The organism is Salmonella sp. A29-2, from assembly GCF_020150755.1.
Classification (GTDB): Bacteria; Pseudomonadota; Gammaproteobacteria; order Enterobacterales; family Enterobacteriaceae; genus Salmonella; species Salmonella enterica.
This window is the reverse complement of sequence record NZ_CP083731.1, coordinates 4,681,399-4,697,851: the sequence shown is the minus strand read 5'-3', so window position 1 is coordinate 4,697,851 and position 16,453 is coordinate 4,681,399. Positions and strand designations below refer to the sequence as shown.

Annotated in this window: 14 protein-coding genes; 8 read left to right on the top strand and 6 right to left on the bottom strand. The window is 51.9% G+C overall.

The window, feature by feature from the left end; all coding sequences use genetic code 11:
• Window positions 1–52: 52 nt before the first annotated feature.
• The 3 genes from K8W53_RS22785 to dsbA all read left to right on the top strand — a co-directional run bounded on the left by K8W53_RS22785 (window position 53) and on the right by dsbA (window position 2,025).
• Complete coding sequence (locus K8W53_RS22785) at window positions 53–322, top strand: YihD family protein (RefSeq protein ID WP_000649858.1); 270 nt, start codon at window positions 53–55, stop codon at window positions 320–322.
• A gap of 76 nt (window positions 323–398) precedes the next feature.
• Window positions 399–1,385, top strand: a complete 987-nt coding sequence (locus K8W53_RS22780) for a serine/threonine protein kinase (protein WP_000999264.1) — start codon at window positions 399–401, stop codon at window positions 1,383–1,385.
• 16 nt (window positions 1,386–1,401) lie between these two features.
• The gene (dsbA, locus tag K8W53_RS22775) at window positions 1,402–2,025 is read left to right on the top strand and encodes a thiol:disulfide interchange protein DsbA (protein ID WP_000725364.1); all 624 of its coding nucleotides are present in this window, start codon (window positions 1,402–1,404) and stop codon (window positions 2,023–2,025) included.
• 12 nt (window positions 2,026–2,037) lie between these two features.
• Here the strand turns inward: dsbA and K8W53_RS22770 are convergent, their stop codons facing one another.
• The gene (locus K8W53_RS22770; RefSeq protein WP_023224812.1) at window positions 2,038–2,946 is read right to left on the bottom strand and encodes an acyltransferase; all 909 of its coding nucleotides are present in this window, start codon (window positions 2,944–2,946) and stop codon (window positions 2,038–2,040) included.
• Between the two features lie 387 nt (window positions 2,947–3,333).
• Between K8W53_RS22770 and polA the strand changes: the two genes are divergently transcribed.
• Window positions 3,334–6,120, top strand: coding sequence for a DNA polymerase I (polA, locus tag K8W53_RS22765; protein WP_023224811.1), 2,787 nt, complete (start codon window positions 3,334–3,336; stop codon window positions 6,118–6,120).
• Window positions 6,121–6,458: 338 nt separating this feature from the next.
• Here polA and yihA read toward each other — a convergent pair whose 3' ends face one another.
• A complete protein-coding gene (yihA, locus tag K8W53_RS22760) occupies window positions 6,459–7,094 on the bottom strand; it encodes a ribosome biogenesis GTP-binding protein YihA/YsxC (protein WP_000183328.1) in 636 nt (211 codons plus the stop codon).
• 239 nt (window positions 7,095–7,333) lie between these two features.
• Between yihA and K8W53_RS22755 the strand changes: the two genes are divergently transcribed.
• The 3 genes from K8W53_RS22755 (at window position 7,334) to hemN (ending at window position 9,754) form a co-directional block, all read left to right on the top strand.
• Window positions 7,334–7,558, top strand: a complete 225-nt coding sequence (locus K8W53_RS22755; protein ID WP_001541209.1) for a hypothetical protein — start codon at window positions 7,334–7,336, stop codon at window positions 7,556–7,558.
• 118 nt (window positions 7,559–7,676) lie between these two features.
• Entirely contained in the window at window positions 7,677–8,192 is a 516-nt protein-coding gene (yihI, locus tag K8W53_RS22750) for a Der GTPase-activating protein YihI (protein WP_000743292.1), read from the top strand.
• A gap of 188 nt (window positions 8,193–8,380) precedes the next feature.
• Window positions 8,381–9,754, top strand: a complete 1,374-nt coding sequence (gene hemN / locus K8W53_RS22745; RefSeq protein WP_023224810.1) for an oxygen-independent coproporphyrinogen III oxidase — start codon at window positions 8,381–8,383, stop codon at window positions 9,752–9,754.
• A gap of 89 nt (window positions 9,755–9,843) precedes the next feature.
• Here the strand turns inward: hemN and K8W53_RS22740 are convergent, their stop codons facing one another.
• From K8W53_RS22740 to glnA, 4 genes are all read right to left on the bottom strand, one after another.
• Complete coding sequence (locus tag K8W53_RS22740) at window positions 9,844–9,954, bottom strand: YshB family small membrane protein (protein ID WP_001578131.1); 111 nt, start codon at window positions 9,952–9,954, stop codon at window positions 9,844–9,846.
• Between the two features lie 112 nt (window positions 9,955–10,066).
• Complete coding sequence (glnG, locus tag K8W53_RS22735) at window positions 10,067–11,476, bottom strand: nitrogen regulation protein NR(I) (protein ID WP_023224809.1); 1,410 nt, start codon at window positions 11,474–11,476, stop codon at window positions 10,067–10,069.
• 8 nt (window positions 11,477–11,484) lie between these two features.
• Window positions 11,485–12,534 (bottom strand): nitrogen regulation protein NR(II), encoded by a 1,050-nt coding sequence (gene glnL, locus K8W53_RS22730; protein WP_000146194.1) that lies wholly within the window; start codon window positions 12,532–12,534, stop codon window positions 11,485–11,487.
• Between the two features lie 274 nt (window positions 12,535–12,808).
• On the bottom strand, window positions 12,809–14,218 hold the full coding sequence (glnA, locus tag K8W53_RS22725; protein WP_001271699.1) for a glutamate--ammonia ligase: 1,410 nt from the start codon (window positions 14,216–14,218) through the stop codon (window positions 12,809–12,811).
• Window positions 14,219–14,593: 375 nt separating this feature from the next.
• Between glnA and typA the strand changes: the two genes are divergently transcribed.
• A complete protein-coding gene (typA, locus tag K8W53_RS22720) occupies window positions 14,594–16,417 on the top strand; it encodes a ribosome-dependent GTPase TypA (protein WP_000572060.1) in 1,824 nt (607 codons plus the stop codon).
• Window positions 16,418–16,453 lie beyond the last annotated feature (36 nt).

Below are 16,453 nucleotides of genomic sequence, written 5' to 3'. Positions count from 1 at the left end.
TTGTGGGATTGACCCTGCTACCGTGTCTGTATCAAGAATAAGGAGCACAGCTATGAAATGTAAACGCCTGAATGAAGTCATTGAACTCCTCCAGCCAGCCTGGCAGAAAGAGCCTGATCTTAATCTGACGCAATTTTTGCAGAAACTGGCGAAAGAGTCAGGTTTTGACGGCAAACTGGAAGATTTAACTGATGATATCCTGATCTACCATCTGAAAATGCGCGATTCCGCCAAAGACGCCGCCATTCCAGGGATTCAAAAAGACTATGAAGAGGACTTTAAAACGGCGCTTTTACGCGCCCGCGGCGTTATTAAAGAGTAAAACCTTGTAAGCGGCGCCACCGAAATCGCCACGAAATGATATCCTGAATCATTCGTAGTATTTTCCGGATGATGGGATGAACGACAACGCTTTTACTTTCCAGACGCTACACCCGGAAACCATCATGGATGCGCTGTTTGAACAGGGGATCAGGGTGGATTCCGGGCTGACTCCACTAAACAGTTATGAAAACCGCGTCTATCAGTTTCAGGATGAAGACCGTCGACGTTTTGTCGTTAAGTTTTATCGTCCTGAACGCTGGTCTGTTGATCAAATTCGGGAAGAACACCAATTCGCGCTTGAACTGGTGAAGGATGAGGTTCCGGTTGCCGCTCCGCTCGCGTTTAATGGCCAGACGCTGCTAGCGCATCAGGGCTATCATTATGCCATTTTCCCCAGCGTAGGCGGTCGTCAGTTTGAAGCAGATAATATCGATCAGATGGAGGCGGTAGGGCGTTATCTTGGTCGATTGCATCAGACGGGGCGAAAACGTCCTTTCACTTTCCGGCCTGACATTGGGCTTGCAGAGTATCTTTTTGAACCTCGCCAGGTATTCGAAGATGCCGCACTGATTCCCTCCGGGCAAAAAGCGGCTTTCCTGAAAGCCACTGATACTCTACTGTCTGCAGTTACCGAATGCTGGCGCACCGATTTCGCCACGCTGCGATTGCACGGCGATTGTCATGCCGGCAACATTCTATGGCGTGATGGACCGCTGTTTGTCGATTTAGATGATGCCCGTAACGGCCCGGCGATACAGGATTTATGGATGCTGCTGAACGGCGACAAAGCCGAACAGCGAATGCAGCTCGAAACCATTATTGAAGCTTATGAAGAAGTTAGTGAGTTCGATACGGCTGAAATTGGTCTCATTGAACCTTTACGCGCCATGCGTTTAGTTTATTATCTTGCTTGGTTGATTCGTCGTTGGGGCGATCCTGCGTTTCCAAAAAACTTTCCCTGGTTAACAGGGGAAGATTACTGGCAGCGACAGACAACGACTTTTATTGAGCAGACTAAAATTTTGCACGAACCCCCTTTACAATTAACGCCAATGTATTAATCGGAGAGAGTTGATCATGAAAAAGATTTGGCTGGCGCTGGCTGGTATGGTTTTAGCTTTTAGCGCCTCGGCAGCACAGATCAGCGACGGTAAACAGTATATCACGCTGGATAAACCGGTCGCTGGCGAACCCCAGGTACTGGAGTTTTTCTCCTTCTACTGCCCACATTGTTATCAGTTTGAAGAAGTGCTTCATGTGTCTGACAATGTGAAGAAAAAGCTGCCGGAAGGCACCAAAATGACCAAGTACCACGTTGAGTTCCTGGGGCCGTTGGGCAAGGAGCTCACCCAGGCATGGGCGGTGGCGATGGCGTTGGGTGTAGAAGATAAAGTCACGGTCCCGCTGTTTGAAGCCGTACAGAAAACCCAGACAGTACAATCTGCCGCGGATATCCGTAAAGTGTTCGTTGATGCGGGCGTCAAAGGCGAAGATTACGATGCGGCATGGAACAGCTTCGTAGTGAAATCACTGGTTGCGCAACAGGAGAAAGCCGCGGCTGACCTGCAACTGCAGGGCGTTCCGGCGATGTTCGTCAATGGCAAATACCAGATTAACCCACAAGGCATGGATACCAGCAGCATGGATGTTTTTGTTCAGCAGTATGCTGATACTGTGAAATATTTGGTTGATAAAAAATAAAAAGAACGCCGGTCACTGACCGGCGTTTTTATAAGATGTTTTAATCTCTTCTATCTGTATATCTTTCTTATCCCACAGCGTATTAAGCCAACGTTGAAAACGGCGTTTGAATGTTTTGTCGTTCACGTAATCGCCGTGCAGTTCTTCATTTATGGGTTCCAGTTGCACCCGAACAACAATATGCGTCAGCCTACCGCTTAGCATATCGTAGAAGGGGTGACGATCGTTGTTTGGGTAACACAACGTAATATTAAGCAGCTTATCGAACTGTGAGCCTAAAACGTTAATCGCCATTGCAATACCGGCTGCTTTTGGCGGCAACAGATGTTGATAAGGTGAATGCGTTTGCTGATGTTTCTCATGCGTAAATCGCGAGCCTTCAACAAAGTTAACGATAGTGGTGGGATACCGACGAAACTTTTCGCAAGAGCGACGAGTTGTTTCAACATCTTTGCCGCGTCGATCGGGGTGTCGGAGCAGGTAGCTACGGGAGTAGCGCTTCATAAACGGCATATCTAATGCCCAGCACGCCAGGCCGATGAACGGCATCCAGGCCAATTGCTGTTTAAGAAAGTACTTATTCATTGGGATATGCTTGCGGAACAGAACGCAAAGCACAACGATATCGGCCCAGCTGCGATGATTACAAATCAGTAAATACCAATTTTTCTTGCTCAGCCCTTCTAACCCTTCGACATCCCATTGCAAGTGCGGATTAAGGCGTAACAGCGCTGCAAGACCAGCACACCAGCAATACATCATGAAATTGCAGAAAATGGAGACCTTGCGCCAGATACCGGGAACAGGCAAAAGAAGCTTTACCATACCGGCAATGATGATCGGTACTGAGCAAACAATAGTGACCAGGATGGTCAATACGATACTCAATGGGAGCGTGATAGCCGCGAGTATTCTCGTCATAATAAATTATTCAAAAGTTAGCCATAAACGGTGCGCGAAAAGGGCGCAAGGGGCTGATTCTATCAGAAAACGATGCTAATGATGGCGCTGAGTGAAATAGAAACACTCGTAACAACTATCCACATTATGATAACGGCATGAATCAGATAATCAGAAAAACGTGATGTTAACAACTCATTGAAAATAATGGGTAATTATTAAGACGAGAAGGCTATCGCGCTGATTTTAAAGTAATGGTAAGAATTTACACACAAAGTTATCCACAGGTTGTTTTGCGAGCGATCCTGAAGATCGACAAAACTTTTCCGCAAATGCGGCGAAAAACTCAAGTTTTCCTCCTGTATGTGGCATCCTTTAACCATAATCTGTTAAACAGGCACGGACATTATGGTTCAGATCCCAGAAAACCCACTTATTCTCGTAGATGGCTCATCCTATCTTTATCGCGCCTATCATGCGTTTCCGCCGTTAACCAACAGCGCGGGAGAACCTACGGGTGCAATGTATGGTGTCCTCAACATGTTGCGCAGCCTGATCATGCAGTATCAGCCGACGCATGCTGCGGTGGTGTTTGACGCCAAAGGAAAAACCTTCCGTGATGAGCTCTTTGAACACTACAAATCGCATCGTCCTCCGATGCCGGATGATCTGCGAGCGCAAATAGAGCCGTTACATGCCATGGTTAAAGCCATGGGGTTACCTCTGCTGGCAGTCTCTGGCGTAGAAGCGGATGACGTTATCGGTACACTGGCGCGAGAAGCGGAGAAGGTGGGGCGTCCGGTATTAATCAGCACCGGCGATAAAGATATGGCACAGTTGGTGACGCCGAATATTACGCTGATCAACACCATGACTAACACCATCCTCGGCCCGGATGAAGTCGTTAATAAGTACGGCGTGCCGCCTGAGCTGATTATCGACTTTCTGGCGCTGATGGGGGACTCCTCGGATAATATTCCGGGCGTACCAGGCGTGGGTGAGAAGACGGCGCAAGCCTTGCTTCAGGGATTGGGCGGCCTGGATACGCTGTACGCCGAGCCGGAAAAAATTGCCGGTCTCACTTTCCGCGGCGCCAAAACGATGGCCGCTAAATTAGCGCAGAATAAAGACGTAGCGTACCTGTCTTATAAACTCGCCACCATTAAAACGGATGTTGAGCTGGAGCTGACCTGCGAACAGCTTGAAGTGCAGCAGCCGATTGCGGATGAACTGCTGGGCCTGTTTAAAAAATATGAGTTCAAGCGCTGGACGGCGGACGTCGAGGCAGGCAAATGGCTACAGGCAAAGAGCGCGAAACCGGCGGCCAAACCGCAGGAAACGGTCGTTATTGATGAATCGCCCAGCGAACCGGCAGCGGCGCTCTCTTATGAAAATTATGTCACGATTCTGGACGACGTTACGCTGGAAAGCTGGATTGAAAAGCTGAAAAAAGCGCCAGTTTTTGCTTTCGACACGGAGACCGACAGTCTGGATAATATCGCCGCCAACCTGGTGGGCCTCTCGTTTGCTATCGAACCTGGCGTTGCCGCGTATGTACCTGTCGCGCATGATTATCTGGACGCTCCGGATCAAATCTCCCGCCAGCGTGCTCTGGAACTGCTGAAGCCGCTGCTGGAAGATGAAAAAGTGCGCAAAGTGGGGCAAAACCTCAAGTACGATCGCGGCGTCTTGCAAAATTACGGTATTGAGCTGCGCGGTATCGCCTTCGATACCATGCTTGAGTCTTACATTCTGAACAGCGTCGCCGGACGCCATGATATGGACAGCTTGTCCGATCGTTGGCTGAAGCACAAAACTATCACCTTTGAAGACATTGCCGGTAAAGGTAAAAACCAGCTCACCTTTAACCAGATCGCACTGGAGGAAGCGGGGCGCTATGCGGCAGAAGATGCGGATGTCACGTTACAGTTGCATCTCAAAATGTGGCCTGAGCTCCAGCAGCACAAAGGCCCGCTGAATGTTTTCGAAAACATCGAAATGCCGCTGGTGCCGGTACTGTCACGCGTTGAGCGCAATGGCGTAAAAATCGATCCTGCCGTCCTGCACAAACATTCGGAAGAAATCACACTACGTCTGGCGGAACTGGAAAAGAAAGCGCATGACATTGCGGGCGAGGCGTTCAACCTGTCCTCGACGAAGCAGTTGCAGACTATCCTGTTTGAAAAGCAGGGTATTAAGCCGTTGAAGAAAACGCCTGGCGGCGCGCCGTCAACGTCGGAAGAGGTGCTGGAAGAGCTGGCGCTGGACTATCCGCTGCCGAAAGTGATTCTGGAGTATCGTGGTCTGGCGAAGCTAAAATCCACCTATACCGATAAGCTGCCGCTGATGATTAACCCGAAAACCGGGCGCGTCCATACGTCCTATCATCAGGCGGTAACGGCGACGGGACGTTTATCGTCCACCGATCCGAACCTGCAAAATATTCCGGTGCGCAATGAAGAGGGCCGCCGCATTCGTCAGGCATTTATTGCGCCTGAGGATTATCTCATCGTGTCTGCGGACTATTCACAGATTGAGCTGCGTATTATGGCGCATCTTTCCCGTGATAAAGGGCTGCTCACGGCGTTCGCCGAAGGGAAAGATATTCACCGCGCAACGGCGGCGGAAGTCTTTGGCTTGCCGCTGGATAGCGTGACCGGGGAACAGCGCCGAAGTGCGAAAGCCATTAACTTTGGCCTGATTTACGGGATGAGCGCCTTCGGTCTTTCTCGCCAGCTTAATATTCCGCGTAAAGAGGCGCAGAAGTATATGGATCTCTACTTCGAACGCTATCCTGGCGTGCTGGAATACATGGAGCGCACCCGCGCTCAGGCAAAAGAACAAGGCTATGTGGAAACGCTGGAGGGACGCCGCCTTTACCTGCCGGATATTAAATCCAGCAACGCGGCGCGGCGCGCGGGGGCGGAACGCGCGGCGATCAATGCTCCCATGCAAGGAACGGCTGCCGATATCATCAAGCGCGCCATGATTGCCGTCGATGCCTGGCTACAGGCCGAGCAGCCACGCGTGCGGATGATTATGCAGGTACACGATGAATTAGTGTTCGAGGTGCATAAAGACGACTTAGATGCGGTAGCAAAACGTATCCATCAGTTGATGGAAAACTGCACGCGTATTGATGTGCCGTTGCTGGTGGAAGTCGGTAGCGGAGAAAATTGGGATCAAGCGCACTAAGCATTTAAGGAATAACGCGCTTTTTTCGTAATTAAGCAACATAAGCACGGGGGTTTTGTGATGGGTATTAGAATTCCCTATGTAAAGAATGAAAAAAAATTACGAAAAGGTCTTTCTGTGTTGCTCAAAAAAGAGTAAAGTTATTCACGTAGGGTACAGAGGTAAGATGTTCTATCTTTCAGACCTTTTACTTCACGTAATCGGATTTGGCTGAATATTTTAGCCGCCCCAGTCAGTTTATGACTGGGGCGTTTTTTATTGGGCGTAAGAAAAGTCTATGAACCGGATAAGCGCCATCCGGCATTTATGACCTGATGGCGCTTATCCGTCCTGCTCGTTTATTCGGCGTCTTGCGCCTCTTCTACTACCGGCGCTAACTCGCTAAACCAGCTATCCAGCTTCTGACGTAACTTATCCACGCCCTGCTTTTTCAGCGAGGAAAACGCTTCTACCTGCACATCGCCATTAAAAGCCAGCACGGCTTCACGTACCATATTCAACTGCGCCTTGCGCGCGCCGCTGGCCAGTTTGTCCGCTTTGGTCAGCAGAACCAGAACCTGGATATTGCTCTCTACAGCCCACTGGATCATCTGCTGATCGAGGTCTTTCAACGGATGGCGGATATCCATTAAAACGACTAAGCCCTGTAGGCTTTGACGTTTCTCCAGATATTCCCCCAGCGCGCGTTGCCACTTGCGTTTCATCTCTTCCGGGACTTCCGCGTAGCCATAGCCCGGCAGGTCGACCAACCGTTTGCCATCTACGACTTCAAACAGGTTAATCAATTGGGTACGGCCCGGCGTTTTAGAGGTGCGCGCCAGGCTTTTTTGGTTGGTCAACGTGTTCAGGGCGCTGGATTTGCCTGCATTGGAACGGCCAGCAAAAGCCACTTCAATTCCGCAATCGGAAGGTAAATGGCGAATATCAGGCGCACTCATCACAAAATGCGTCTGTTGATAATTCAGGTTAGTCAAAGCGGTCGTCTCCGTCAGTCAAAGCATTGTGGCGATTATACCTGAACGCCAGCAAAAGACGGATTTTTCGGCGCGGCGGTGCTGTAAGTAAAAGCCATACGCTTTGTGAGACATTGACCATTGCACTTATGCGACATGACAGAGTCGTTGTCAGGCTCAAAGCCAGTTAATATAGTTAAATCATGAATTTATAGAAAGGTAATTGTCTGAAAAAAAGGGATTTGCCGTGTCGGTATCTTGTGAGTTTACCCCAAAAGAGTAAAGTAATGCACATAGCGAGGACGCTAACAGGATCAACGACTCAGGATGAGGGTCAGGAGCGCCAGGAGGCGAAGACACAGGATTGTCAGGAAGACAAACGTCCGGAGACGTTAGTAAAAGGAAATGGAAACAACATGGAATGTTCCAGGCTAAGGGAAAAACAGGGCGTGTTGATAGCCAACAGGGATGGTGGAACCCGTTAAGGGTCGTGAGTCAAGAAAAAAGGCGGCAGATTACTCTGTCGCCTTTTTTCTTTGCTTGCTTTCTGCTAGATTCCGCCTCAATTCTATACTGAATAAAACGGCTTAAAGATCTGACATCATGAAAAAACCAACCTCTGCACCGCGCAGTAAAGCCTTTGGCAAACAGCGTCGTAAAACGCGTGAAGAGTTAAACCAGGAGGCGCGCGACCGTAAACGCCTGAAAAAACATCGCGGTCATGCGCCGGGAAGTCGCGCGGCGGGCGGCAATTCCGCTTCGGGCGGCGGCAATCAGAATCAACAAAAAGATCCACGTATTGGCAGTAAAACACCTGTTCCATTGGGCGTGACTGAAAAAGTGACCCAACAGCATAAACCGAAAAGTGAGAAACCTATGCTTTCACCGCAGGCGGAGTTGGATTTACTGGAAACGGATGAGCGCCTGGATGCGCTGTTAGAACGTCTGGAAGCGGGCGAAACCCTGAGTGCGGAAGATCAAGCCTGGGTAGATGCCAAACTGGATCGTATTGATGAACTGATGCAGAAGCTTGGTCTGTCTTACGATGACGACGAAGAAGACGACGAAGAGGACGAGAAGCAGGAAGATATGATGCGCCTGCTAAGAGGCGGCAACTAACGGGTTTACACCGTGGGCTTGCCCGTCCTGCTTATAACCCTTCCGGTTATATGTTATCTGGTGTGGTTATTCGTTAAACTACAGCGATTGTCGCGGCGACAGAAATGGCTGCGCAGCCGGCTTGCCGCCCGTCATGGCGTGAAGCCGGTACGCCGTACCCGCCAGAGACGCCATCGGAAGGAGTGAGCATGTCTGAACAGCAAATAGACTGGGATCTGGCCCTGATCCAGAAATATAACTATTCCGGGCCACGATATACCTCGTACCCAACCGCGCTGGAGTTTTCTGAAGACTTCGAGGACGCCGCATTCTTGCAGGCTGTGGCGCGTTATCCTGAACGTCCGCTCTCGCTGTATGTGCATATCCCGTTTTGTCACAAGTTGTGTTATTTCTGCGGCTGCAACAAGATTGTCACCCGCCAACAGCATAAAGCTGACAAGTATCTTGACGCGCTTGAGCAGGAAATTCGCCATCGCGCGCCGCTGTTTGCAGACCGTCATGTCAGCCAGCTTCACTGGGGCGGCGGTACGCCTACTTACCTGAATAAAGCGCAAATCAGCCGCTTAATGACGCTGTTGCGTGAAAATTTCCACTTTAATACCGACGCGGAAATCTCGATCGAAGTCGATCCCCGTGAAATTGAGCTGGATGTGCTCGATCATTTACGTGCGGAAGGTTTTAACCGCCTGAGTATGGGCGTGCAGGACTTTAATAAAGAGGTGCAGCGCCTGGTTAACCGCGAGCAGGATGAAGAATTCATCTTTGCGTTGCTTAATCACGCCCGCGATATCGGCTTTACCTCGACCAATATCGATTTGATCTACGGTCTACCGAAACAGACGCCGGAAAGCTTCGCTTTCACGCTGAAGCGTGTGACGGAACTGAACCCCGATCGTTTGAGCGTCTTTAACTATGCGCATCTGCCAACGCTTTTTGCCGCCCAGCGTAAAATTAAAGATGCCGATTTACCCAGCGCGCAGCAGAAACTGGATATTTTGCAGGAGACAATCGTATCGCTTACTCAGGCCGGTTATCAGTTTATCGGGATGGACCATTTTGCCCGTCCGGACGACGAACTGGCCGTCGCGCAGCGCGAAGGCGTGCTGCACCGTAATTTTCAGGGCTATACGACCCAGGGCGATACCGATCTGCTGGGGATGGGGGTTTCTGCTATCAGCATGATTGGCGATGGCTACATGCAGAACCAGAAAGAGCTGAAGCGTTATTACCAGCAAGTGGATGAGCGGGGCAATGCGCTATGGCGTGGTATTACGCTGACCCGTGATGATTGCATTCGTCGCGATGTTATCAAGGCGCTGATTTGTAACTTCCGCCTGGATTTTAACGCTGTCGAACAGCAGTGGGGTTTGCATTTCGCTGAGTATTTTGCCGAAGATTTGCAGTTACTGTCGCCGCTGGCGAAAGATGGGCTGGTGGATATTAGCGAGAAGGGAATTCAGGTGACGGCGAAAGGTCGTTTGCTGATCCGCAATATCTGCATGTGCTTTGACGCGTATCTGCGCCAGAAAGCGCGGATGCAGCAGTTCTCGCGCGTCATTTAGCCGGGTTGCCCGGTGGCGCTGCGCTTACCGGGCCTACACGTTGCGACAACCTGTAGGCCGGATAAGCATTAGCGCCATCCGGCACATTGTCAGCTGAACAGTCCCACCAGCGCGGCACACAACACGGCGGCTAGCGCAGTTTGTGGCGTGTGGCTGTCGACCGCTCCACTCGATACCAGATTAATAATAGATTCTAACATAATGAATCCCCCCGTTTGCCGGGCATGATCATACTGAACTCATCGGAACAGTAAAGCGCAAAATAGCAGCGTTTTGCGCTCAATTATTAATCTTTACACTCGCGGGTAATGTTTACTCCATTCCCAGCTCTTTCAACTTCCGCGTTAGGGTGTTTCGCCCCCAACCGAGCAGCCTGGCGGCTTCCTGTTTATGACCCTGCGTATGGCGTAACGCCGTGGTCAGTAGCGTTCTTTCCAGTTCTGGCTGCGCTTCAGAAAGCAGGTTTTGATGACCGGATCGCAAGGCGCGGTCCGCCCATTGCGCCAGTAATGTAGCCCAGCTATCCGGCGGCAGGTGAGACGGGCTATCCGGCGCCGAGGCTTCAAACAGTTCGCCTGGTAAATCCTGGATCAATACCTCCTGTCCGGCGGCCATGACGGTGAGCCAGCGGCAGGTATTTTCTAACTGACGCACGTTACCAGGCCATGCCAGGCGTGTTAACGCCGTTTCGGTTTCTGGATGTAATAATTTGGCTTCCACGCCTAATTCACGGGCGGCGACCTGCAAAAAATGGCGCGCCAGGCGCGGAATATCCTCACGGCGTTCACGCAACGGCGGAAGATGGATACGAATCACGTTCAGGCGGTGGAACAGGTCTTCGCGGAATTTCCCTTCCTGAACGCGTCGTTCGAGGTTCTGGTGGGTGGCGGCGATAATGCGCACATCCACTTTTACCGGCGCGTACCCGCCCACACGGTAGAACTGTCCGTCAGCCAGCACGCGTAACAGACGAGTCTGGACATCCAGCGGCATATCGCCAATTTCGTCCAGAAACAGCGTGCCGCCGTCAGCCTGCTCGAAACGGCCCTGCCGGATGGTATTCGCCCCGGTAAAAGCGCCTTTCTCATGGCCAAACAGTTCGGATTCAATCAAATCTTTCGGGATGGCCGCCATATTGAGCGCGATAAACGGCGCTTTGGCGCGTGGGCTATGGCGATGTAGCGCATGGGCGACCAGTTCTTTACCGGTTCCTGATTCGCCGTTAATCAGCACGCTAATCGAAGAACGCGACAGCCGACCAATAATGCGAAACACATCCTGCATGGCGGGCGCTTCGCCTATCATGTCTGTTGTCGGGCCGTTAACCTCGATATTACGCGGCTGCTGCTGCTCCTGATAGTGGCTAATCGCGCGCTCGACCAGAGCGACGGCTTCATCAATATCAAACGGTTTAGGCAGATAATCAAACGCCCCCTGCTGATAGGCGCTCACGGCGGCATCTAAATCGGAATGCGCGGTCATAATGATGACCGGAAGCATCGGGTGACGCTGTTTAATCTGCTTTAATAGTGCCAGCCCGCCCATTCCCGGCATTCGGATATCCGACAGCAAGACGTCCGGCGTTTTACTGGCCAGCGCAGCCAGTACTTCATTACCATTCTCAAAGGTGGTACAGGTCAACCCTGCCCCGGCGAGAGCACGTTCAAGCACCCAACGGATGGAACTATCATCATCGACGACCCAGACTATTCCTCGTTGCATAAACACCTCTATTTCCGAATCGGCAGGTAAACCGAAAACTCGGTATGCCCCGGCCAACTGGTAAATTCAATTTTGCCGGCGTGTTGATCGATAAGATTGCGGGCGATAGATAACCCAAGCCCGGTGCCGCCTTCGCGACCGCTGACCATCGGGTAGAACAGCGTATCCTGTAAATGGGGAGGAATGCCCGGCCCATTGTCTTCAACGTCTATACGCGCCGCCAGGCGATAGCGTTCGCCATGCAGCGTTAACTGGAAGGCGGTACGGGTACGCAGCGTAATTTCGCCGCCTTCCGGCCCCAGCGCCTGCAAGGCATTGCGGACAATATTCAGCAGTACTTGCTCAATTTGTTCCGGGTCGTGCGGCAGTTCTGGCAGACTGGGGTCATAATCGCGGATAAGCCGGACATTATCCGGCAGTTCCATCGACACCAGCGCCACCACGCGCTCCGCGACTTTATGTATGCTCTCGGTAATGTGCATTCCCGGGTGCTGCGGCCCCAGCAAACGATCGACAAGGTTGCGTAGCCTGTCGGCCTGTTCAATGATGACTTTGGTATATTCCGTTAGCGCCGGGTCGGGCAGCGCCTTGCTGAGTAGCTGCGCCGCGCCGCGCAGGCCGCCGAGCGGATTTTTGATTTCGTGCGCCAGACCGCGCACCAGATCGCGGGCGGCGATTTGCTGCGCGTGCTGCAACTGCTCCTGACTCAGACGACGCTGGTTATCCATCGGCGCCATTTCGAGCAGTATAAAATCGTCGGGCAGACGTTGGGCGGTCAAAGAGAGAATATGCGAGCGACTATCAATCACCAGCGTCACTTCGTTATCGGTAAAGCCTTGCCCTGCCGCTAAACTTTCGCGCATCAGGTCAATGTTTAACGAAAAATAGCTCAACAGTTCAGGTAACGGCGTCCCGAACAGTTTGCGTGAGCTTTGCGCGAGCAACTGCTGCGCGGCAGGATTGGCGTAATGGATTGCCAGCGCGTCGTCGACCACCAGCACGCTGTTGATTAACGAATTGAGGATCTGCCCAGCATCGGGCTGTATGCCGCTTGCCATTCAGCAGTCTCCTGGAAAAGGTTGCACCATTTTAGTGCATTATAGCTTTTTACCACTAAAAAGCGCGTGAGATCAGATTGTTGGTGGAGAAAAAAGCCCATCCTGGGATGGGCTGAAAGTTTCCACGGCAACTCAAAAACTCCTGACGCCTTGCACGCTGCTGTTGTGTTGGCTGCTTTCGCTTACCCCAGTCACATCGCTATCTATGCTCCTGGGCATGTGCTCAGTTGCCGCCTTGCAGCAACGCGAAATTCGTCGGATTTTTAATATACGATTAAACGCTGTAGTACAGCTCAAACTCTACCGGGTGCGGGGTCATACGCACGCGGTCATCTTCTTCGCGACGCAGCGCAATATACGCATCGATCGCTTCATCCGTGAACACGCCGCCTGCTTTCAGGAACTCGCGGTCCAGATCCAGCGCGTTCAGCGCTTCTTCCAGAGAACCCGCTACCTGTGGGATCTCTTTCGCTTCTTCCGGCGGCAGGTCATACAGGTTTTTGTCCATGGCTTCGCCCGGGTGAATCTTATTCTTAATCCCGTCCAGACCGGCCATCAGCAGGGCGGCAAAGCACAGATACGGGTTAGCCGCCGGGTCCGGGAAGCGAACTTCGATACGGCGCGCTTTCGGAGACGCCACCACCGGAATACGGATGGAGGCGGAACGGTTACGGGCGGAGTAGGCCAGCATCACCGGCGCTTCGTAACCCGGGACCAGACGCTTGTAGGAGTTGGTGGTCGGGTTCGCCAGGGCGTTGATGGCTTTGGCGTGTTTGATGACGCCGCCGATGTAGTACAGCGCCTGCTCAGACAGACCGGCATATTTGTCGCCAGAGAACAGGTTGGTGCCGTTCTTTGCCAGCGACATGTGGCAGTGCATACCGGAACCGTTATCGCCGAACATCGGTTTTGGCATAAAGGTCGCGGTCTTACCGAAGCGGTGAGCCACGTTATGCACGACATATTTGTAAATCTGAATTTCGTCGGCTTTTTTGGTCATGGTGTTAAAGCGGGTCGCCACTTCGTTCTGACCTGCGGTCGCTACTTCGTGGTGGTGCGCTTCAACGACCAGGCCCATCTGCTCCATGACCAGACACATTTCAGAACGGATATCCTGCGCGGAATCGACTGGCGGAACCGGGAAATAACCGCCTTTCACGCCCGGACGATGGCCTTTGTTGCCGCCTTCGTACTTGGTAGAGGAGTTCCAGGCGCCTTCAATATCGTCAATCGCAACATGTGAGCCGGAGATAGATGCGCCGAAGCGGATGTCGTCGAACAGGAAGAATTCAGGTTCCGGCCCAAACAGGACGGTATCGGCGATACCGGTCGCGCGCAGGTAGTCTTCCGCACGTTTTGCGATGGAACGTGGGTCACGGTCATAACCTTGCAGAGTGCCAGGCTCCAGGATGTCGCAACGGATAATCAGGGTAGAGTCCGCGAAGAACGGGTCAATCACTGCGGTGGATGCGTCTGGCATCAGCACCATGTCGGATTCGTTAATGCCTTTCCAGCCGCCGATAGAGGAGCCGTCAAACATTTTGCCTTCTTCAAAGAATTCGGCATTTACCTGATGAGCAGGAATCGTGACGTGCTGTTCTTTGCCTTTGGTATCGGTGAAGCGCAGATCGACAAACTTCACTTCGTGCTCGTTCAGCATCGTCAAAACGTGTTCAGCGGACATACTTGTACTCTCCCGGATTGGTCATGGTCGGTCGTCGTGGTAACGAGATCTTCAATTCTGCTGGCCGTGTCGCCGTAAAAATATAAAGCGAAATCTGTGCCAACTTTCACATTGCCCCCAAAAGGCGTTATCATGCGCACCATCGTGCAAAAGGGCTGCACCACGGTGACTATGTTGCACCAAAATAGTGCTTTAATGTGAACATTAAGCACCACATTGGTGCAATAGAACGCAAGCCACCCTTTTAACGCTCCGTGAAAGCGATCACAAAGAGACTCTGCAATACTTGTTTGCGGAGGATGTTTGTGATCCTGTTTTGTAGTGCGATTAATCCGTGTACAATAACGCGCTATTTCTAATGCCTGAGGCAAAGTTGTGATCGAAAATTTGCGTAACATCGCCATCATCGCGCACGTTGACCATGGTAAAACTACCCTGGTTGATAAGCTGCTCCAGCAATCCGGTACGTTCGACGCGCGTGCCGAAACTCAAGAGCGAGTGATGGACTCCAACGATTTGGAGAAAGAGCGTGGTATTACTATCCTCGCTAAAAACACCGCTATTAAATGGAATGATTACCGTATCAACATCGTTGATACTCCCGGGCACGCTGACTTCGGTGGTGAAGTAGAGCGCGTCATGTCCATGGTTGACTCTGTGCTGCTGGTGGTTGACGCATTTGACGGCCCGATGCCGCAAACGCGCTTCGTGACCAAAAAAGCCTTTGCTCATGGCCTGAAACCTATTGTGGTTATCAACAAGGTTGACCGTCCTGGCGCGCGCCCTGACTGGGTTGTTGACCAGGTATTCGACCTGTTTGTTAACCTCGACGCGACCGACGAACAGCTGGACTTCCCGATCATCTACGCTTCGGCGCTGAACGGTATCGCGGGTCTGGACCACGAAGATATGGCGGAAGACATGACCCCGCTGTATCAGGCGATCATTGATCATGTTCCGGCGCCGGACGTTGACCTCGATGGTCCGTTGCAGATGCAGATCTCCCAGCTGGACTACAACAACTACGTTGGCGTTATCGGCATCGGCCGTATCAAACGCGGCAAAGTGAAGCCGAACCAGCAGGTCACTATCATCGATAGTGAAGGGAAAACCCGTAACGCGAAAGTAGGTAAAGTGCTGACGCATCTGGGTCTGGAGCGTATCGACAGCGATATCGCCGAAGCGGGCGATATCATTGCGATCACCGGTCTGGGCGAGCTGAACATTTCCGACACCATCTGCGACCCGCAGAACGTTGAAGCGCTGCCGGCGCTGTCCGTTGATGAGCCGACCGTGTCTATGTTCTTCTGCGTTAACACCTCGCCGTTCTGCGGTAAAGAAGGTAAGTTTGTGACTTCTCGTCAGATTCTTGACCGTCTGAACAAAGAGCTGGTGCATAACGTGGCGCTGCGCGTTGAAGAAACCGAAGATGCGGATGCGTTCCGTGTATCCGGTCGTGGCGAACTGCACCTGTCCGTGCTGATTGAAAATATGCGTCGTGAAGGTTTCGAACTGGCGGTTTCCCGTCCGAAAGTTATCTTCCGTGAAATCGACGGTCGTAAACAAGAGCCGTACGAAAACGTGACGCTGGACGTCGAAGAGCAGCACCAGGGGTCTGTCATGCAGGCGCTGGGCGAGCGTAAAGGCGACCTGAAAAACATGAATCCGGACGGTAAAGGCCGCGTACGTCTCGACTACGTGATCCCAAGCCGTGGGCTGATTGGTTTCCGTTCAGAATTCATGACCATGACTTCCGGTACGGGTCTGCTGTACTCCACCTTCAGCCATTACGACGATATTCGTCCGGGTGAAGTGGGCCAGCGTCAGAACGGCGTACTGATCTCCAACGGTCAGGGTAAAGCGGTGGCGTTTGCGCTTTTCGGTTTGCAGGATCGCGGTAAGCTGTTCCTGGGTCACGGCGCGGAAGTTTATGAAGGCCAGATTATTGGTATTCACAGTCGCTCCAACGACCTGACGGTAAACTGCCTGACCGGTAAGAAACTGACCAACATGCGTGCGTCTGGTACGGATGAAGCGGTGATTCTGGTTCCGCCAATTAAAATGAGCCTTGAGCAAGCGCTGGAGTTCATTGATGACGACGAACTGGTAGAAGTCACCCCAACCTCTATCCGTATCCGTAAACGTCACCTGACGGAAAACGATCGCCGCCGTGCGAACCGTGGTCAGAAAGAAGAGTAATTAACGTTCTTACGGATAAAAACCCTGCCGAAATGA

What these genes read in the sequence shown, in the direction of transcription:
- K8W53_RS22785 (WP_000649858.1), top strand. Translation starts at nt 53, where the DNA reads ATGAAATGTAAACGCCTGAATGAAGTCATTGAACTCCTCCAGCCAGCC.
- K8W53_RS22780 (WP_000999264.1), top strand. Translation starts at nt 399, where the DNA reads ATGAACGACAACGCTTTTACTTTCCAGACGCTACACCCGGAAACCATC.
- dsbA (WP_000725364.1), top strand. Translation starts at nt 1,402, where the DNA reads ATGAAAAAGATTTGGCTGGCGCTGGCTGGTATGGTTTTAGCTTTTAGC.
- K8W53_RS22770 (WP_023224812.1), bottom strand. Translation starts at nt 2,946, where the DNA reads ATGACGAGAATACTCGCGGCTATCACGCTCCCATTGAGTATCGTATTG.
- polA (WP_023224811.1), top strand. Translation starts at nt 3,334, where the DNA reads ATGGTTCAGATCCCAGAAAACCCACTTATTCTCGTAGATGGCTCATCC.
- yihI (WP_000743292.1), top strand. Translation starts at nt 7,677, where the DNA reads ATGAAAAAACCAACCTCTGCACCGCGCAGTAAAGCCTTTGGCAAACAG.
- hemN (WP_023224810.1), top strand. Translation starts at nt 8,381, where the DNA reads ATGTCTGAACAGCAAATAGACTGGGATCTGGCCCTGATCCAGAAATAT.
- K8W53_RS22740 (WP_001578131.1), bottom strand. Translation starts at nt 9,954, where the DNA reads ATGTTAGAATCTATTATTAATCTGGTATCGAGTGGAGCGGTCGACAGC.
- glnG (WP_023224809.1), bottom strand. Translation starts at nt 11,476, where the DNA reads ATGCAACGAGGAATAGTCTGGGTCGTCGATGATGATAGTTCCATCCGT.
- glnL (WP_000146194.1), bottom strand. Translation starts at nt 12,534, where the DNA reads ATGGCAAGCGGCATACAGCCCGATGCTGGGCAGATCCTCAATTCGTTA.
- glnA (WP_001271699.1), bottom strand. Translation starts at nt 14,218, where the DNA reads ATGTCCGCTGAACACGTTTTGACGATGCTGAACGAGCACGAAGTGAAG.